This window comes from Filomicrobium sp. (assembly GCF_025698805.1).
Classification (GTDB): Bacteria; Pseudomonadota; Alphaproteobacteria; order Rhizobiales; family Hyphomicrobiaceae; genus Filomicrobium; species Filomicrobium insigne.
The window spans coordinates 600,001-617,772 of sequence record NZ_JAILWT010000001.1 but is presented as its reverse complement, the minus strand read 5'-3'; the positions used below and the strand labels follow the sequence as shown (position 1 = coordinate 617,772).

Genomic DNA, 17,772 nt, shown 5'->3' with positions numbered 1-17,772 from the left:
TCAGCTATCCAGGGATTTCCAGCCGTCGCTGATAGCTTCGTCCTCGCTACAAAACCACCGATCGCCGCGACCGTCGCGAACGCTGTATTTATCGTAGCTGCGAGACCACGGCAGGATATAGACCTTGCCGCCCGACAGCACGCGACCCTTTATCGGACACCCATCGGGAGCTGCGCGACTTGCTGCTTCCCAGCGTTCATCGCGATAATCCTGCGGGCTCTTCGAAGAGCCGCTCCAAAGTCCGGCTTTTGCAGACTGGGCTTCCGCTTGCTGGCTTCCATAAGTTGGAAAGAGGGTCCCCGTCGCGAAGATATGACCGCTGCGCACCATTTCGGCGGCCAAGTCCGTATCCCCGTTGCGGCACGTTGAAACTTTGCGACCGGAGCTATCCGTGTAGTGCACGTCGCACGAGATGGTGGCGCGTCCGGTCAGCCTGCGCAGTGCATCAAGCGCTGATTGTCCGCAATTCCAGCTTCTGGAATCTTCGCGATCGCAAGTCTGCGTTAGCTCCGGCGCTTCGACATCCGCCAACCGGACCACATGTCCCTCGATCCTCATGGAGTCACCCGTGAGCGATACCGCATAGCCAGAGACAACCTCCGGGGGCGAGCTGAAATCGGGAAGGATGTCGGCGACGCCAACCGGCGAGCGCAGTGACACCCAGCCCATCAACAACGACGCAATTAACCCGACAATCGCGATGGCCGCAGCACCCAGGGCCCACGTGGCGGGTTGTCGGGGAAGCGTAGACCACTTGGGCGCAGGGAGCCATGAAGGCCACTCGATTTTCCCGGTGCTGATAAGTGGAAAGGCGGCGAGCCCGAGGAGCATGATCCCGATGAGCGCGGCGATAAGCGTTGTCGCGTCAAAACCATGCAGAGGAATCCGCGCTACCGCGCCAAGTACGGCCGCACCTCCAGCGATGGCCAGCGGCATGGCGGTTTGCGGCGTGGAAATCGTTCGCAAGGAGGGGCCGAGCTTTGCTGCGCCGCGAGCGAGAACAGGAGCGGCCTTGGCACCACTGCTGCGTGCGGCGTGGCCAAGGTAGCGGCCTCCTTTGATAGCGGCGCGACCGGCGCGCTGTCCGGCTGCGACACTCGCCCGCCCTGCAGCCTGCGCCGCTGATTTTCCCATAGGAACCAGCGTAGCCGCAGCTCGGCGAAAGTTGCCGCGTGCCCAATGCGCTGCGAAAATGCTGAAGTGGCCGGCCCGGCGTCCGGCCTGTCCAAGCCCGCGCTGAGCCGCAGCCGCGCCGTGACGACCGGCTGCAGCACCGCGCCGTCCCGCTTCAGCCAAACCGTCAATGGCGGCCTTCCCGGCCTCCTCGATGCGCTCACGTCGCTTTTTTCGACGTACCAGAATCGTCGTGCGCACGTATTCGCGCCATTCGAAACCGTCGCGACGTTTGCGCCAGCCGAACATGTTCAAAGTGCCCCCGCATGCTTGATCGGGACGATCTACCGATGAAGTGTGTAGACGATCCACGAGTCGTTCAATTTGCGTTGAAAAAATGGCGCTGCTTTGTCAATTATTTTGCAGCAATATCAAAGGTGTGCATTGTTTGGGCTCGGGAAGCCGGGCCGTGGACGGATATCTATTTGCTTGAGGGCTGTCCCAGCAGCCGCAATTTGCGATTTGCCCGCGTCGCGGCGATGTGGTTTTCCTCTGTCCAGCGGCACACGGTGATTTGGGGCGGGTGGAGCCGCAGTCACGACGAAAAACCAGAAAGGCGAAACGGATGGCACGGCGATATTGGGCTCTTGCGCTTTTGGGCTTCCTCCTGGGCGCGCTTCCCACAGGTTCAGTCTTAGCCAAGGACATAGGCCCAGCCAATCCGGCCTGCGACTCTTTCGCTAAAGCGTCGCCCGAATGGCGCGCCTGCGCAGCCCGAATTGCGGCCACCGACGGTGAACTGTTCTACGCCGGGTATTGGCTGGCACGGAACGGGCGCTACGAAGAAGCCCTGACGTACCTCAATGAGGCGGAGCCGCGGACCACACGCGTTCTCACCTATATCGGCTTTGCGACTCGCAAGCTCGGAAACGTCGACAAGGCACTCGGCTACTATGCTGAAGCGCTGGCGATGAATCCCGACAATACCGTAGCCCGCGCGTATCTTGGCGAGGCGCATCTGCAACGCGGGGAGCTTCTCAAAGCCGAAACAGAGCTGAAAGAAATTGCCGTTCGCTGTGGCACATCCTGTGTCGAGTACGGTGAACTCGCCACGCATATTGCGGATTTCAAGAAAGGCAGCCACCTCCCGGGATAATCCTGCCGGTATGATTTTCCGCAGTGGCAGGCGCGGCTGCGCTAATTCTGAACCGTCGGGGGTGGATCGCGTTCTTTCAGGTCCTATCTTGAGGAGAGGCCAGAATGAACGGAGGACCCCATGAGAGCAATGGACGTTCAGGAACGCGCCCGCCAGATGCGTGAGGCGCTGGGAGATAAGGCAATCGCCGAGGCAGCGCAGAAGGCTGCTGAACTTGAGCGCGGCGGCAAAGAAGATGATGCCGCCGAGTGGCGCCAAATCGAAAAAGCGCTGCTGCAAATGCGTGGGCCGCACGCAAGCTGACAAAAAAAGTCTCGGACTGACTGGATCTCTTCGCTTTAAGGGCAGGGTTCGGTCGCGTTAGGTGGCGTGCGGCTTTAGAGCCGCCGCCATATAGTTGACGTCTGTATCCGCCGCCGTTGACCAGCGATCCTCCAACGGATTGTAGACGACCCCTTCAAAGCGGACATCGGTCAAACCCGCGTTTTCAAGCGCGGATTGCAGCTCATCAGGTGTTACGAACCGATCCCAGCGGTGCGTGCCGCGATCAACCCATCCAAGGACGTACTCGGCGGCAACGATAGCCAGCGCAAACGACTTCAAAGTCCGATTTAATGTGGATGCGATCATAAGCCCGCCCGGCTTCAATGCTGTGGCACAGAGGCTGATGAATGCGGCTGGGTCCGGCACATGCTCGACCACTTCCAGGCACATCACGGCATCAAACCGTTCTTCGCTCGACGCGATTTGTTCAATGCGCGCTGCGCGATAATCAATATCCAGCCCGTTGATGTTGGCGTGGACCTCTGCGGCGCTGATGCTTTCTTCCGCGGGATCAATGCCTGTTACCTGCGCACCAAGCCTAGCGAGCGGTTCACAAATAAGACCACCGCCGCAACCCACATCCAAAATCTTCAGTCCATCTAGGATGCGAACGCCGCCCGAGTCGCGCTGATAGTGCCGGGCGAGTGCGTTGCGAATAAAGCTGAGCCGCGCGGGACCAATCTTGTGCAAAGGCCGGAAGGGACCATTCGGATCCCACCAGGTTTCGGCAATCTCGGCAAACCGTTGAACTTCGCGTGGATCGACGTTGCCGTCGGAATGGCCCTGCGTCGATACTGTCATGGAAAACGGAGCCTTGTTTCGTGTGGATGCTGAATGGTCTGCGATAATACAGGCATTCGTCGCGCGCGCTCAGACCATAGTCAAGGTGCCTGATCCTGTTGCTCTGTGTTCACCAAGCCGCTATGACATGCCCCAATCCGTCGGGACGGCAATGAATTTGTAACGCGGTGCTGGATAAAACCGGTGAGCCGTAGAAGCGGTCTTTTGCCGCGCGAGAGTGTTCTCGTGTTCTCCCAGGTCTTTAACCGGCTATTTACTCTAGATGCCACGCGGGATTCGCCATGGCTTTGGTTGTTATGAAGTTTGGCGGTACGTCCGTCGCCAACATCGAACGTATCCGGAATGTGGCGCAGCACGTCAAACGCGAAGTCGATGCTGGCAACCAGGTTGCGGTCGTCGTTTCGGCGATGGCGGGAGCTACAAACCAGCTTGTTGGATTTGTCCGCGAGGTCTCGCCGTTGCATGACGCGCGGGAATACGATGCCATCGTCGCGTCGGGCGAACAGGTAACCGCAGGCTTGTTGGCAATCGCACTACAGACGATTGGTATCCGGGCGCGGTCCTGGCAGGGCTGGCAAATTCCGTTGGAAACCGACACGGCCCACGGCGCCGCACGCATCACTAAGGTTGATGCAGGCCGTTTGGTTGAGCGCGTCGCAGGCGGTGAGGTCGCGGTTGTCACTGGATTTCAGGGAATCGAGCCGACGCACGGACGCATCGCGACGTTGGGACGCGGCGGGTCCGACACGAGCGCGGTCGCTGTTGCCGTCGCACTGAATGCCGATGTCTGTGATATCTACACCGACGTAGACGGAGTATATACGACCGATCCGCGAATTGTGCCTGAGGCCCGTCGCCTGTCGCGGATTTCATATGAAGAAATGCTGGAAATGGCCTCTCTCGGTTCCAAGGTCCTGCAAACGCGGTCCGTGGAGCTGGCTATGGTTTATGGCATCAAGCTGAGGGTGCTTTCCAGCTTTGCTGCACCGGACTCGATTAAACCGGTCAGCATTGGAAATCTACAGGACTTGGGTACGACCGTTTGCAGCGAGGAAGAGATTATGGAAGGCCAGGTCGTTAGTGGAATCGCCTACGCCAAGGATGAGGCGAAAGTCACGATCCTCAAGGTCCAGGACAAACCGGGTATCGCCGCGCGAATCTTCGGGCCACTCGCGGAGGCTGGCATAAACGTCGACATGATCGTCCAGAATGTCACGCCAGACGGTGCACACACCGACATGACGTTTACCGTCGGGGCCAACGAGTTGCCGCGCGCCTTGCAGGTTCTGGAAAAGGTTAAGGAAGACCTTGGCTATCTCGACGTGCGTAGTTCTGCCGATGTGGTAAAGGTGTCGATCATTGGTATTGGCATGCGAAGCCATGCGGGCGTTGCTGCAAAAATGTTTCAAATCCTTTCGGATAAAGGCATCAACATTCTCGCAATCTCAACATCTGAGATTAAGGTCAGCGTGCTGATAAACTCCGACTATGCTGAACTTGCTGTGCGCACCCTTCACGAGGGATTTGGTCTGGACGCAACCTGAAGCGAGCGGTGTTGCGGCGCAAACGAGCGCCAAACATCGCGTACCTTTCGCGGCCTTATTTGACCTCTAGGAAGCAGGCCACGGCGGCGCAATTGCCAGTGCAATAAGGCAAGTCGGTTGCGTCCCTCTGGCGTGGCTGTAATTTCTACCTACGGTCGGGCAAAGATTTCCTTCTGAGCGGGTCGGACTAGCTATAGTTCGGAACTTTGAAGCGGCGGTGGGCCTGTTGAAATGAGACGAGGCGGTGACGAACCCCGCATATCGGCGTCCGAGCCAGCACTGCGTGTCATCATGCGGCGCTTGCGCGAGATTCTGGCCGAGCCTGGCGATGGTCAATCACGCCTGGACAAGATCGTGCGCCAGATTGCCGGCGTCATGGTTGCCGAGGTCTGCTCTATCTATCTCAAACGCCGCGACCATTCTCTAGAGCTATTTGCTACGGAAGGTCTCCACCGGGAAGCAGTGCACAATACGCGACTGAATCGCGGCGAAGGCCTCGTTGGGCGCTGCGCCGAACTCGCGGTGCCCATCAACGAGCCCGACGCGCAATCCCATCCGGCGTTCTCTTATCGTCCTGAGACGGGCGAAGAAGCTTATCACTCACTGCTTGCGGTGCCGATCCAGCGTTCCGGACAAGTCATTGGGGTTCTGGTCGTACAGAACCACACGGCAAAGCATTACTCCGAGGACGACACCGAGGTGCTCCAGGCCACGGCGATGGTGATCGCCGAGCTTTTGGTTTCCGGTGCCGTCTCGGGAACCGAGGCCGACATTGAGATCTCAAAATCTCTCTCAGCAGTCATCAAAGGCGAGGTTATCTCCGACGGCATCGCACTTGGACATGCCGTGCTCCACGAACCGAGGGTCGTCGTCAGCACCTTGATGGCCGACGATCCGGCCGTGGAACTTGGGCGTCTCGAGGCGGCGTTGGCGGCCTTGCACACCTCTCTCGACGAGATGTTTGAGCACGACCGGCTACTGGCAGATGGCGAACACCGCGACGTTCTCGAAGCGTATCGGATGTTTGCAAAGGATCGTGGCTGGCAACGTCGGCTGGGTGAGGCTGTTAAGGGAGGGCTGACCGCCGAAGCTGCTGTCGAGCGCGTTCAAAACAGCACGCGCGCTCAGATGTTGCGCCATGCCGATCCTTACTGGCGTGAACGTGTCCGCGATCTGGATGATTTGTCTGATCGGCTGCTGCGGATTTTAACGGGCCACACGGGCGAGGATCGGCCAGTCGAATTACCACCCGACGCAATTCTCATTGCGCGCACGATGGGGCCGGCCGAATTGCTGGACTACGACCGGACTCGGTTGCGTGGCCTGATTGTTGAGGATGGCAGTCGGCAAAGTCACGTCGCGATCGTCGCCAAGGCACTCGGAATTGCAGCGATCGGCCAAGCGCGTCGCATCGTGGAGCATGTCGCGAACGGGGACGCGGTTATCGTTGACGGGGAAACCGGCGAAGTCCACGTCAGGCCGTCCGCCGACCTCGTTAAATCATACTCCGACAAGGTTCGCTTTCGCGCAAAGCGGCAGGAGCGTTACCACAAGCTGCGAGACGTTCCTGCAGTCACAGTCGATGGCATCCCTATTCGACTTTCTATGAATGCCGGCCTAATTGCTGATATGCCTCATCTTGAGGAATCGGGCGCCGAAGGCGTGGGGCTGTTCCGCACCGAAATTCAATTCATGCTGTCTGAGAAAATGCCGCGCCTCATGCAGCAGGCCGAGGCTTATCGCGCGGTGCTCGCCGAAGCCGCCGGTAAGCCGGTCGTGTTCCGAACACTCGATATCGGCGGCGATAAGATGCTCCCTTATTTAAGCGCGTTGCCCGAAGAGAACCCCGCGATGGGTTGGCGCGCTACGCGCATGGTTCTGGATCGTCCAGCGCTCTTCCGGGCGCAGGTTCGCGCGCTTCTGCGTGCGGCGAATGGTCGACGCCTAGACATGATGGTTCCGATGTTGAGCATGTCATCGGAGATGGATGAGCTGCGCAGCCTGCTCGACAAGGAGCTCGTGCATGCCAAACGTCATGGTTACCCGTTGCCGAGTACGTTGAACGTTGGCGCAATGCTTGAGGTGCCGAGTCTTCTGTACGAATTGGACGCACTGCTGCCGAAGGTGGATTTCATCTCGGTGGGATCCAACGACTTATTGCAGTTCCTGTTTGCGGCCGATCGCACCAACGCCCAGGTGGCGAGCCGCTATGATCCGTTGTCCATCGCACCGATGCGTGCGCTTAAACACCTCATCACGAAGGCTAGTGAGCAATCTGTCCCACTAACCGTTTGCGGTGAAATGGCTGGAAGTCCTCTGAGTGCGATGGCCTTGATCGGTCTCGGGTGCCGTTCGCTGTCAATGGCGGCTTCCTCAATCGGTCCGATTAAAGCGATGGTCTTGTCGCTGAATGCGGGTCAGTTGGCGGAACGGCTGGATATCCTCCTGGGAAAAACGGACATTGATTTGCATGCAAATCTGCTGAATTTTGCTGAACGCCACGGTGTCGAGTTGTGATGCAACAACTCTGAATAAGGCGCACTCGGCCATATGGCCGTCCAGAATTCATCGCAACAAGGAAGCGCAACCGTTCCACGAGCTCTGATGCCCGGCCGCTCCGGGCTAAAGGCGTGTGAAGGACGATTAGGGGATTTCGGCCTCCCGGAGGCCGCAACAGTTCGACGAGTAAAGGGTTTTCCACCTCCAGTGGCCGCGAAATGGAACGATGGCAGTTTTGGGATTGGTCCAGGGCCCTCCACCGCGATCGTTGAGGCGGCTCAGCTCTTTGCTGGGTTGCGAAAGGTGCTTAACCTATCGCTGGACGCAGCCGCAGACTTGCTCGCTACGGAACCGAACGTTATCGCTGCGCTCGAAACAGGCCAGATCGACGCGCTTCCACCCTGGCCCGAAACGCAACGGCTCGTCAGCGCCTACACCGGGCTCGCCGGGTGCGATCCCGGGCCGGTTCTCTCAATTTTACGGGCCGAACTCGATAGGCGGCATAACGACAGCTCAAGAGCTACCGGAGCCACTGTTTCCGAGTTCTCGGACAGGGCTGCGCCCCCGACGTTTTTGACACGCCAACCTGGGCCGTCCCCCAATGCCCCTGAAGATCCGGTCGAGATACAACAGGCCGGTCCCCGTTGGCGAAAAGGTAGGGGCGGGCGTCCTGTTCCTGTCGGGAGCGCTTTAGTAGACCAAGCGGAAAATGCACGCCCACGCCTCAAGTACAGGTTAAGTACAGCAGGGATAGGTGCAGGTCTCGTAAGAGGTGTGTCGACAGTTGTTCTTAATCGCGGCGTATATATCGGGATTTTGAGCGTGGGACTGGTTGCGGCAATTGTTTTTGCATTATGTCAGCCTACCGTTGTCAGCATCTTGTCTTCGAGATTGCCCGATCCCATGTCTCGAGGACTAAGGTCTGTGCATGATTATTTGCTTATTCGCTTTGCGCCGGAGCGCGAAGGTTTACGCTGGATCGAGGTCGATGATCCCCGGGCAAGACGCACCGACAAATTGCACAATGTCCGTCAAACCGATTAGATGCGCGCCTTCGAACCTCTAGAGACGGAATGCCTCCGCTAATGGACCGCGTGGACGAAAGCGCGCCCCTAACCCTTTCGACGGATTGAAAGACGGACGATGAACGCCATCCCCGAGGAAAAACTCGATCGATTGATAGAGCGCTGGGAAAATGTGCAGGCCGAACTGAATTCCGGCGTAGGACAGGCGACGTTTGCCAAGCTGTCTAAGGAGTTCTCAGACCTCGACCCGCTCATTGCAGCGATTCGCAAATTGCGCGCGGCTGAGCAGGAGCAGCGTGATTTACAGGAACTTGCGCAGGACGCCTCTGCTGATCGCGAGATGAAGGCAATGGCCGCGGAAGAGCTTGATGCTTTGCGCCCTCGCATTGCGACCCTGGAGCATGAACTCAAAATTTTACTCCTGCCCAAGGATGAAGCCGATGAGCGCAGTGCGATTCTTGAAGTGCGCGCCGGTACTGGCGGGGATGAAGCGGCTCTTTTCGCAGCAGACCTATTCCGCATGTACACCCGATATGCCGAATTGAAGGGCTGGCGCACGGAGATTATCTCGCTCTCCGAGAACGACCTCGGCGGTTATAAAGAAGTCATCGCCTCCGTCACCGGCCAGGGTGTGTTTGCCAGATTGAAGTTTGAATCCGGCGTCCACCGCGTGCAGCGGGTTCCTGAGACAGAGGCCAGCGGTCGTATTCATACGTCCGCAGCGACGGTCGCCGTACTCCCCGAGGCGGAAGACGTCGACATCGATATCCACCCTGACGATATTCGAATCGACACGATGCGCGCCGGTGGGGCCGGCGGTCAGCACGTAAATAAAACCGAGAGCGCCGTGCGCATGGTGCATATTCCGACCGGTATCACAGTGGTCTCTGCGGAAAAATCCCAACATCAGAACCGGAGATTGGCAATGCAGGTGCTCCGGTCCCGTGTCTATGAGCAGCAAAGGATGCGCGCAGCCGACGAACGTTCTGAAGCGCGGCGGTCTCAAGTCGGTAGCGGTGACCGCTCGCAGCGCATTCGCACATACAATTTTCCGCAAGGCCGGGTCACGGACCACCGGATCAATCTAACCTTGCACAAGCTGGATCAGATCATCGAGGGCAATGGTCTCGACGAGTTGTTTGACGCTCTCATCACGGATCATCAGGCTCAGCAATTGGCAGACATGGAAAATCGCGCCGATGCCTGAAGCTTCAATGCGTAGCGGTCATAAATTCGCGGCTGAGGACAGCTTAGCCGACGCGGTCGTGCGCAGTGCTGCCATGCTCGCGGGCTTCGATGAGCCGCGCCGTGAAGCACGAAGACTGGTTGCGGCCGCCGCGGAAATGGACGCCGCGCAGCTCATTGCTGCCCCAGATTCAAAGCTGGGCGCCCCGGCGGCCCTCCGTCTCGATGAAATTTTGGTCCGGCGTCTCGCCCATGAGCCTTTGTCCCGAATTCTCGGTAGTAGAGAGTTCTTCGGTCGCGAATTTGCATTGTCGTCTGAAACGCTCGACCCACGGCCGGACACGGAAGTACTGATCGAAGCCGCAAAGGAATTGGCGCACGAAGAAGGTTGGTATGACCGACCGTTTCACCTGATCGATGTTGGAACCGGGACCGGCATTCTCGCGATCACCATGCTCGCAGAGTTTTCCAACGCGACAGCGTTGGCGACTGATATCAGCGCCCAGGCGCTGGCTACCGCGCAGTCAAACGCAGAGCGCCTTGGGGTTGCCGACCGTATTCGTTTCCTCGAAGCGCGGAGTCTAAAGGGTGTCGAGGGTTCCTTCGACCTTCTGATGTCGAATCCCCCCTACATCGTATCGGCTGACATCGGCACTCTGGACGCGGAAGTCCGCCTTTACGATCCTCTAGCCGCCCTTGACGGAGGCCCCGACGGCCTCCAAGTATATCGTGAAATCGTTGCTGACCTCAGCCATTCCGTGCCCCAAGGGTGGGCCCTTTTCGAGGTCGGAGCGGACCAAGCCTCGGACGTTGCTGGATTGTTGAAAGGCCAGGAGGTTCGGGAGTTACGGATGTGGAAGGACCTCGGAAACCACACCCGGTGTGTTGCGGGTCGGACACAATTCTAACGGCCCAGCGAAAAAAGCTTGGATTTATCCAGCTTACGCGATACTCTCATGTTAGGCGAAACTTGTGACACGCGCAGGCCCGGATCAGATAGCATAGATAGATCTGTAGGGACGCACAGTGCACGCTGCGAAGTGATTGGCGAGGACGCGCATAGCGTTTTCAGCTTTTGAGGCCCATCAAGATTGGTGGCTTCGTCGCTCGCGGTACGCTTTTCCGACAGGTTGGATGATTACCAAGAGCAAGACGGGATAAGGGTTGTTTGAGCGCGCAGCTGCCCCATGGGAGTGCGCCGCGCTGTTGGCTTTGGCTCAGACTCGAGCGATCACGGCTTCCGCGCAACAATTGCGCAGAAGAGCGAGGGTGGGCGTGCTGTTTCACGCACCAGACCCGCTTCACGGCTTTGGTTTTAGATGCCAGTAGGGACTGGATTAGCACCGAACAAAATTCGGACAGGCCGCGACTGATGGCTTTGTCCAAAGAATATGGTCATTGCGGCTGCAGTGATGCCGGTTACCGAGCCGGGCGGGCACCGACTTTGATTGGGATCTGCAATAATCTTTTTGGAACGTTAAGTTAATATAGAGAACGGGAGCCCATGAGGCAGGGACAACAGCAAAACCGTCGTGGTCGCGGCCGCAATCGTAAAGGCCAAAGCCCTCTCACGCGCAGCTTTGAAAGCAACGGGCCGGATGTGAAGATCCGAGGCACCCCTGCGCATATCGCTGAAAAGTATATGGCGCTTGCCCGCGACTCGATGTCATCCGGCGATCCGGTTCTTGCCGAAAATTATCTGCAACACGCCGAACACTACAATCGCATCATCATGGCGTTCCGTGAGCAGCAGTCTCCAAACGCGAACGACGTCGTGAATGGAAATAATCGGTTCCGCTCCCCCGTTCCGGACCAATATGACAACGATGACGTCGGCGACGAAGACGGTGAAGACAATCCCGTTGAGGCTAATCAGCAGGCAGTCGTCCAGCCGAATGATCCTCAGCCGGCGATTGCAGGCGTAACGCGCAATGAGCGCCCTGAGCGTGCGGAACGGTCTGAACGGACCGGAGAGCAACGCCCGCAGCGCGACCGGCGCAATGGCTCCAACGGTCCACGGCAGCGGTCCGATCGGTCCGATCGGGAACCACGCCGTCGGGAACGGCAGCGGTTTGGTGAGTCCGGCGATCAGCCTGACTTCCTGCGTCGGCCCGTTCGCCGCACGCGCCGGGAAGATACGGCTGATGACGCAGAGACGACAGCCGCAACTCCGCCGGCAGAGACCGTTGCTGCGGTCGAGGAAAGCCAGGAATAAATCCACAAATTGGTTCGTAAGGCGTGTGCGACGATAGGTGGAGCTGATCCCTTTGTGTCGCCCGAGCTTCCTTAGCCGATTGTGACAGGATCCCCGAGCGTGACCACGCCACCATCTCGAACGGTGGCGTAGATCCCGAAATTGGCGTGTCCCCATGTTCGTTGCAGAACGGCTGGGATCGATGTATCGCGCCGACCGTTTTCTGGATCGACGTTCGTCGCGGCACACCGGTCCGTCGGCGCAAATGGGATAAGCAAGGCCGAGCCGATACGAATTTCCTTGCCGACGAGGTCGAGTTCCTGCCACGGCGCTAATCCGTCTATGACGACGTTGGGCCGAAAGCGCAGCGGCGAAAGCTCTCGCCCCATCACCCTTTCCAGCTCCGCCAGCGTTGCAAGATTGATGACGTGCACGCATTTTTCGGCAACGTCAGAGAAGCTATGGTCTTCGGCTGAGATGATCTTGGGTGGCCCAATCAGAGAAGCCTTGAGATAGGCCGCGAAGAATTGCTCAAGCAACTGGCGCCCCAGCGGGGTTGCCAGCGCTCCACGTGCAACCTGACGCCCATCGCGAAGCAAGGTCAGCGTCTGACGGTCTTCCTCGAACACCGATTGTAGCGTTGCCAGGCGCTCGTCGCGCATCAGCATCAGAAACGAGGTCTTCGGCAACCATTTGGGATCCTCCGGATCAAAGCGTCCGCGGCCGTTCTCAATGGCCCAAGCTCGATCAAAAGGCAGGGTATGTCCCGGTTCAAGCTGAACGCGCTCTAGCGCAGCCGCGGACAGTCCTTTGACTGGGTAGCGGTAAAGCGCGGTGACGCGGCCTGCTTGTCTCTCATCCATCCGTAAACTCCTCGCCAGCTAGGACTGGCCTGTGCAACCCGTAAAATGCCGCGTAATTACCGTAGTTAATGACCCTTTTTCTCGTCCGGGTTGAACCTATATCTGCTGAGGGACGTACCTATGCCTCGCTGAGGATAGGCGTCACGAACCTGTCAACCCATTCTACGACGACGTGCTGACCGCGCTTCCCAGGTAAGGCGATGAGTTACGTGCTGAGGAGGGAATAACCTATGAATTTCGATCGATATACAGATCGGGCTAAAGGATTCGTCCAGGCTGCCCAAAGTCTCGCATTGCGCGAAGGCCATCAGCAGTTCTCGCCCGAACATGTCCTCAAGGTGCTGCTCGACGATCCCGAGGGGCTCGCGGCAGGATTGATTGCACGGGCTGGCGGCGACCAAGCCGGAGCGTTGCGTGCGGTTGAAGAGGCTCTGTCGCGCAGACCCAAGGTTTCGGGTGGCGGTTCGGGGCAGCTTTATATGGCCTCTGAGCTTGCGCGCGTTTTCGATACCGCTGAAAAGATCGCCGAAAAGGCGGGAGACAAGTACGTCACTGCCGAGCGTCTGCTTTTGGCGCTTGCCACGGAGCAGTCCGAAGCGTCCAAAATCCTGTCAAACGCAGGGGGCACGGCGCAGACCCTGAATCAGGCGATCAACGAACTCCGCAAAGGCCGGACAGCCGATACGGCATCAGCCGAGGAAGGCTATGATGCGTTGAAGCGTTATGCACGTGACCTCACGGAAGTTGCTGCGTCGGGTAAGCTTGACCCGGTTATCGGTCGCGATGAGGAGATCCGCCGCACCATCCAGGTGTTGTCGCGGCGTACCAAGAACAACCCCGTTCTGATCGGGGAGCCCGGCGTTGGCAAGACCGCCATCGCTGAAGGATTGGCGTTGCGTATCGTAAAGGGCGATGTCCCCGACAGCCTGCGCGATAAAAAGCTGTTGGCGCTGGACATGGGCGCACTCATCGCCGGTGCGAAATACCGCGGGGAGTTCGAGGAGCGCTTAAAGGCCGTCCTTCAGGAAGTCACGGCGGAGAGCGGACGTATCATCCTGTTCATCGATGAGCTGCATACCATCGTCGGAGCAGGCAAAGCAGATGGCGCAATGGATGCGTCGAACCTGCTGAAGCCGGCCCTGGCGCGTGGTGAGCTGCACTGCGTCGGTGCTACGACACTCGATGAATATCGCAAACACATCGAGAAGGATGCGGCGCTGGCCCGTCGCTTCCAGCCGATCTTCATTAGCGAACCGACAGTCGTCGATACGATCTCGATTCTTCGTGGTCTCAAGGAGAAGTACGAGCTGCATCACGGCGTGCGCATCACGGACAATGCCTTGGTCGCGGCGGCGACGCTGTCGAATCGTTACATCACGGATCGATTCCTGCCGGATAAGGCGATCGACCTCGTCGACGAGGCCGCGTCCCGGCTCAAGATGGAGATCGATTCCAAACCCGAAGAGCTTGACCGCATCGACCGCGATCTCATGCAGATGAAGATCGAGCGTGAGGCTCTGCGCAAAGAAACCGATCAAGCCTCCAAGGACCGCCTGGAAAAACTCGATTCTCTGATTGCCGAATTGGAGGAAGAGAGCCGCGTGCTGACGCAGCGGTGGGAAGCGGAGCGTGAGAAGCTGGGATCTGAACAGAAGATCAAGGAACAGCTCGATCAGGCACGCACCGAACTGGAGCAGGCGCAACGTCGCGGCGACCTCGCCCGCGCGGGTGAACTTCAATATGGCGTCATTCCGCAGCTCACCAAACAGCTTGAGAAAGCGGAAGGCCAGGATGGACGCGATAACGTGATGGTCGAGGAGGCGGTTACAGCCGACCAAATCGCCGGCGTCGTATCGCGTTGGACGGGCATTCCCGTTGACAAGATGCTCGAAGGCGAACGCGAGAAGCTGCTCAGTATGGAAGACGCTTTGGGGCAGCGGGTGATCGGTCAGCGCGAAGCGGTGGCCGCAGTGTCGACGGCGGTCCGGCGTGCGCGTGCGGGGCTTCAGGATCCGAACCGGCCAATTGGCTCGTTCATGTTCCTTGGTCCCACGGGTGTCGGTAAAACCGAGCTGACGAAAGCCCTGGCGACCTTCCTGTTCGACGACGAGCATGCGCTGCTGCGCATCGACATGTCCGAGTACATGGAGAAGCACTCCGTCGCGCGGCTGATCGGTGCCCCTCCGGGCTACGTCGGCTATGAAGAAGGCGGTGCGCTAACCGAAGCGGTACGTCGCCGGCCGTATCAGGTCATTCTCTTCGATGAAATCGAGAAGGCACATCCGGACGTCTTCAACGTGCTTCTGCAGGTTTTGGACGACGGTCGCCTGACCGATGGGCAGGGCCGCACGGTCGACTTCAAGAACACACTGATTATCCTGACGTCGAACATCGGTGCGGAGTATCTCGTTAATCAGAAGGAAGGCGAGGATACTGACGCCGTGCGCGATTTGGTGATGGCGGAGGTTCGGGCGAAGTTCCGGCCAGAGTTCCTGAACCGGCTCGATGACATCATCCTGTTCCATCGCCTGCGTCGCGAGGAAATGGGGGCCATCGTCGATATCCAGGTTGAGCGTTTGCAGAAACTACTGGCCGATCGCAAGATCACCATCGACCTGGATGACGGCGCGCGCACGTGGCTCGCCAATCGCGGTTACGATCCCGCCTATGGTGCGCGGCCTTTGAAGCGTGTGATTCAAAAGCACGTTCAAGATCCGCTCGCCGAGCAGATCCTGGCCGGTGGCGTGAAGGATGGGGATACCGTTCGTGTTTCGGTACGTGACGGTAATCTCACCATCAATGATTGGCCGGTCAATTTCGCCGCTTAAAGTCAATCGCAAATACTGCAAATCAAAACCGCCGAGGTTCCAAATCTCGGCGGTTTTTGAGTTTCGCGCTGCATTCCGAACATTATGCAACGAATAGAGGGCGCGCTTATTTCAAAATTTCGAACGGTCGAATTTTCGTTTGAGAGGGACATTCCAAAATTGCGTTGAGACGGGCGTCTCAAGGAGATGAGAAGTCGAACACTACCTGCTCGACGTCATCACGGGGGCACGGCGGATGAGTTCATCAATGCGTGCGCGTTCACGTTGGAACTCGGCCAGTTCGCGGCCGGTCAACTGACGTTCCTGCGGCACCTGGATCGACATCGGGTCGACGCGACGCTTGTTGACGAGAACCTCAAAGTGCAAGTGCGGTCCCGACGAGAGACCCGTGGTTCCGATGTACCCGATCACCTGTCCCTGGCGGACTTGCACGCCCTCCTTCACCCCGCGCGCGAACTTCTGCATGTGCGCATACGACGTGTGATAACCGTTCGCGTGCCGGATGCGGACGTAGTTGCCGTATTGGCCGTTGCGCGCGGCAAACTCAATGGTGCCGCGGCCGGCGGCCAGGATTGGCGTGCCCGGTGGCGAGGCCCAGTCCACGCCGCTGTGCATACGCTGGCGGTTGAGCAGAGGATGGTGGCGCATGCCGAAACCGGAGGTCAGGCGCACGTCCGAGCCGCGCACAGGTCTACGCATGAGGAACTTTTTCGAGTTGTTCCCTTGATCGTCGTAATAATCGATTTCGCCATCACTGGTGCGAAAACGATAGAAACGCGAGACCTCCCCGCCGCTCGTGATTTGCGTAAATAGCAATTCACCCGGCGGCCCGTCGGTGACGTTTTCGTCGGGAAAATCGAAAAAGAACTCGACCGAGTCGCCCGCCCTCACGCGTTGTCCGAAGTCGACCTCATAGGCGTGAATACGCATGATTTCTGAGAGCGTTTCAGGAAGGACATGCTGCAATAAACCGGCGTGATAAACGCTGCCATAAAGACTCGACGCGCGGCTGCTCTTACTGCCGCTTTTGTCATCGTCACTCGTCACGATACGCAAATTAACGCCGCCCGCCGTCGGTTCCTTCGAGGCAACAAATTCACCCGTAGCGTTACGCTGAACACTCACCAGATGCTCGTGCCCTTCGGTAAAGAGGCTGAAGCTTGTTGGTTCGACTTCGCCCGGCGTCGTTAGAGACGGCAGGAGCGTGATATGGATTTCCTGGCCTTCCGAGAGAGCATTCCCGGAAAATACTGGTCGAGCAGCTTCCATCATGGCATCGACAAGCCAATTGTCCGCTCCGTTACGCGCCAAAAGGCCTGCGAGGGTTTCCTGCTTGCCCACTTTGACGACGATGTGCTTCGCACCTTCTAAATCGTCTTGCGCGTAGTCTTTTTCGATCACGCTCTTCGCCAGCACGGTAGTGTAAGCCGCTGGCGTGGACCCGGCGGAATTCAGGTCGTTATCTGCCTGAGCTATGTCTGCGTTGATCTCGGCGTCAGCCTTTTCCAAGGCTTCCTCGGATTGCACGCGCCGAACGAGGTCGACGACCTCGCGAGCCTCAAGCTCTTGCTTATCTTCGTCAGGCAGGACGCCGCCGATAAGTTCGACCACCTTGATTTTGACGTCCTTGCGCACCGTTTCGCCATGTGCGCCTTCTCGGCTTGAGCCAATCGGGTTGGAGTCGGCGTAAAGCTTGAACGGATTGAAGGGCGGCACGACGTCCAGATACTGTTCCGGCACTGGCGCCAGTCGCGCAACGACCCGGAGAAACGGTTTGGCCTGAATGTAGACCCGACCCTCACGTCGCTGTTTGACGCTTTCATGGATCACATAGCGCGTTGACGTTGTGCCGGAGGAAATCTGCAGCTTGTCGGCCTTGGGCACGGCCCAGTTGAGACCGGCGGTCTTCTTCATCTGCGGTATTAGCAGTGGCGTCGAGGCGCCTTCTTGCAGCCGCTTGAGGGCTGGCACCAAACCGTCCGCGCTGTCGTCTTGTTCCGTTGAGCCCGCGATGATGACGAAGATGGCGAATGCACCAACGGCGCCGGCAAGGCACGTCGAGAGCAACCAGCGAAACTTGCCCCCAGTTCCGCCGTCGGCATGATCGGCGTCGTAAAGATCGCGCAAGGCATGGCGAACGCCGCCCCGGTAAACCTGCGGCAATCCCCGCGGGCGATCCTTCAGAGGAACTGAGCCTCTGATCGTGTTTGCTGGATAGCGGCGCCTGTCGACCACGCTTG

The 17,772-nt window shown here is 58.6% G+C and carries 12 protein-coding genes; 8 read left to right on the top strand and 4 right to left on the bottom strand.

Annotated elements, in window-relative coordinates:
• Positions 1 to 1,422: a thermonuclease family protein gene (locus K5845_RS02760; protein ID WP_287958340.1), complete on the bottom strand. Its 1,422-nt coding sequence runs from the start codon at positions 1,420 to 1,422 to the stop codon at positions 1 to 3.
• Positions 1,423 to 1,738: 316 nt separating this feature from the next.
• Here K5845_RS02760 and K5845_RS02755 point away from each other — a divergent pair, with 316 nt between their 5' ends.
• Together K5845_RS02755 and K5845_RS02750 are read left to right on the top strand one after the other, a co-directional pair.
• Positions 1,739 to 2,269, top strand: coding sequence for a tetratricopeptide repeat protein (locus tag K5845_RS02755; protein WP_287958338.1), 531 nt, complete (start codon positions 1,739 to 1,741; stop codon positions 2,267 to 2,269).
• Positions 2,270 to 2,389: 120 nt separating this feature from the next.
• The gene (locus K5845_RS02750; RefSeq protein ID WP_046477334.1) at positions 2,390 to 2,572 is read left to right on the top strand and encodes a hypothetical protein; all 183 of its coding nucleotides are present in this window, start codon (positions 2,390 to 2,392) and stop codon (positions 2,570 to 2,572) included.
• 57 nt (positions 2,573 to 2,629) lie between these two features.
• Here the strand turns inward: K5845_RS02750 and ubiG are convergent, their stop codons facing one another.
• Positions 2,630 to 3,394 (bottom strand): bifunctional 2-polyprenyl-6-hydroxyphenol methylase/3-demethylubiquinol 3-O-methyltransferase UbiG, encoded by a 765-nt coding sequence (gene ubiG, locus K5845_RS02745; RefSeq protein WP_090226873.1) that lies wholly within the window; start codon positions 3,392 to 3,394, stop codon positions 2,630 to 2,632.
• Positions 3,395 to 3,675: 281 nt separating this feature from the next.
• On the opposite strand from ubiG, the gene K5845_RS02740 reads away from it, so the two are divergent.
• The 5 genes from K5845_RS02740 to K5845_RS21180 all read left to right on the top strand — a co-directional run bounded on the left by K5845_RS02740 (position 3,676) and on the right by K5845_RS21180 (position 11,862).
• A complete protein-coding gene (locus K5845_RS02740; protein ID WP_287958335.1) occupies positions 3,676 to 4,938 on the top strand; it encodes an aspartate kinase in 1,263 nt (420 codons plus the stop codon).
• 231 nt (positions 4,939 to 5,169) lie between these two features.
• Positions 5,170 to 7,455, top strand: a complete 2,286-nt coding sequence (gene ptsP / locus K5845_RS02735; RefSeq protein WP_046477337.1) for a phosphoenolpyruvate--protein phosphotransferase — start codon at positions 5,170 to 5,172, stop codon at positions 7,453 to 7,455.
• 1,125 nt (positions 7,456 to 8,580) lie between these two features.
• On the top strand, positions 8,581 to 9,669 hold the full coding sequence (gene prfA, locus K5845_RS02730; RefSeq protein WP_046477339.1) for a peptide chain release factor 1: 1,089 nt from the start codon (positions 8,581 to 8,583) through the stop codon (positions 9,667 to 9,669).
• Complete coding sequence (gene prmC / locus K5845_RS02725) at positions 9,662 to 10,555, top strand: peptide chain release factor N(5)-glutamine methyltransferase (RefSeq protein ID WP_287958333.1); 894 nt, start codon at positions 9,662 to 9,664, stop codon at positions 10,553 to 10,555. The genes prfA and prmC overlap by 8 nt, the downstream gene beginning before the upstream one ends.
• Before the next feature lie 596 nt (positions 10,556 to 11,151).
• A complete protein-coding gene (locus K5845_RS21180; RefSeq protein WP_353736529.1) occupies positions 11,152 to 11,862 on the top strand; it encodes a DUF4167 domain-containing protein in 711 nt (236 codons plus the stop codon).
• Positions 11,863 to 11,933: 71 nt separating this feature from the next.
• Here K5845_RS21180 and K5845_RS02715 read toward each other — a convergent pair whose 3' ends face one another.
• Positions 11,934 to 12,704, bottom strand: a complete 771-nt coding sequence (locus K5845_RS02715) for an MOSC domain-containing protein (RefSeq protein ID WP_287958331.1) — start codon at positions 12,702 to 12,704, stop codon at positions 11,934 to 11,936.
• Positions 12,705 to 12,934: 230 nt separating this feature from the next.
• Here K5845_RS02715 and clpB point away from each other — a divergent pair, with 230 nt between their 5' ends.
• Positions 12,935 to 15,532, top strand: a complete 2,598-nt coding sequence (gene clpB / locus K5845_RS02710; RefSeq protein ID WP_287958329.1) for an ATP-dependent chaperone ClpB — start codon at positions 12,935 to 12,937, stop codon at positions 15,530 to 15,532.
• 201 nt (positions 15,533 to 15,733) lie between these two features.
• Here clpB and K5845_RS02705 read toward each other — a convergent pair whose 3' ends face one another.
• On the bottom strand, positions 15,734 to 17,767 hold the full coding sequence (locus K5845_RS02705; RefSeq protein WP_052743733.1) for a M23 family metallopeptidase: 2,034 nt from the start codon (positions 17,765 to 17,767) through the stop codon (positions 15,734 to 15,736).
• Positions 17,768 to 17,772: the final 5 nt, after the last annotated feature.

What these genes read in the sequence shown, in the direction of transcription:
- K5845_RS02760 (WP_287958340.1), bottom strand. Translation starts at nt 1,422, where the DNA reads ATGTTCGGCTGGCGCAAACGTCGCGACGGTTTCGAATGGCGCGAATAC.
- K5845_RS02755 (WP_287958338.1), top strand. Translation starts at nt 1,739, where the DNA reads ATGGCACGGCGATATTGGGCTCTTGCGCTTTTGGGCTTCCTCCTGGGC.
- K5845_RS02750 (WP_046477334.1), top strand. Translation starts at nt 2,390, where the DNA reads ATGAGAGCAATGGACGTTCAGGAACGCGCCCGCCAGATGCGTGAGGCG.
- ubiG (WP_090226873.1), bottom strand. Translation starts at nt 3,394, where the DNA reads ATGACAGTATCGACGCAGGGCCATTCCGACGGCAACGTCGATCCACGC.
- K5845_RS02740 (WP_287958335.1), top strand. Translation starts at nt 3,676, where the DNA reads ATGGCTTTGGTTGTTATGAAGTTTGGCGGTACGTCCGTCGCCAACATC.
- ptsP (WP_046477337.1), top strand. Translation starts at nt 5,170, where the DNA reads ATGAGACGAGGCGGTGACGAACCCCGCATATCGGCGTCCGAGCCAGCA.
- prfA (WP_046477339.1), top strand. Translation starts at nt 8,581, where the DNA reads ATGAACGCCATCCCCGAGGAAAAACTCGATCGATTGATAGAGCGCTGG.
- prmC (WP_287958333.1), top strand. Translation starts at nt 9,662, where the DNA reads ATGCCTGAAGCTTCAATGCGTAGCGGTCATAAATTCGCGGCTGAGGAC.
- K5845_RS21180 (WP_353736529.1), top strand. Translation starts at nt 11,152, where the DNA reads ATGAGGCAGGGACAACAGCAAAACCGTCGTGGTCGCGGCCGCAATCGT.
- K5845_RS02715 (WP_287958331.1), bottom strand. Translation starts at nt 12,704, where the DNA reads ATGGATGAGAGACAAGCAGGCCGCGTCACCGCGCTTTACCGCTACCCA.
- clpB (WP_287958329.1), top strand. Translation starts at nt 12,935, where the DNA reads ATGAATTTCGATCGATATACAGATCGGGCTAAAGGATTCGTCCAGGCT.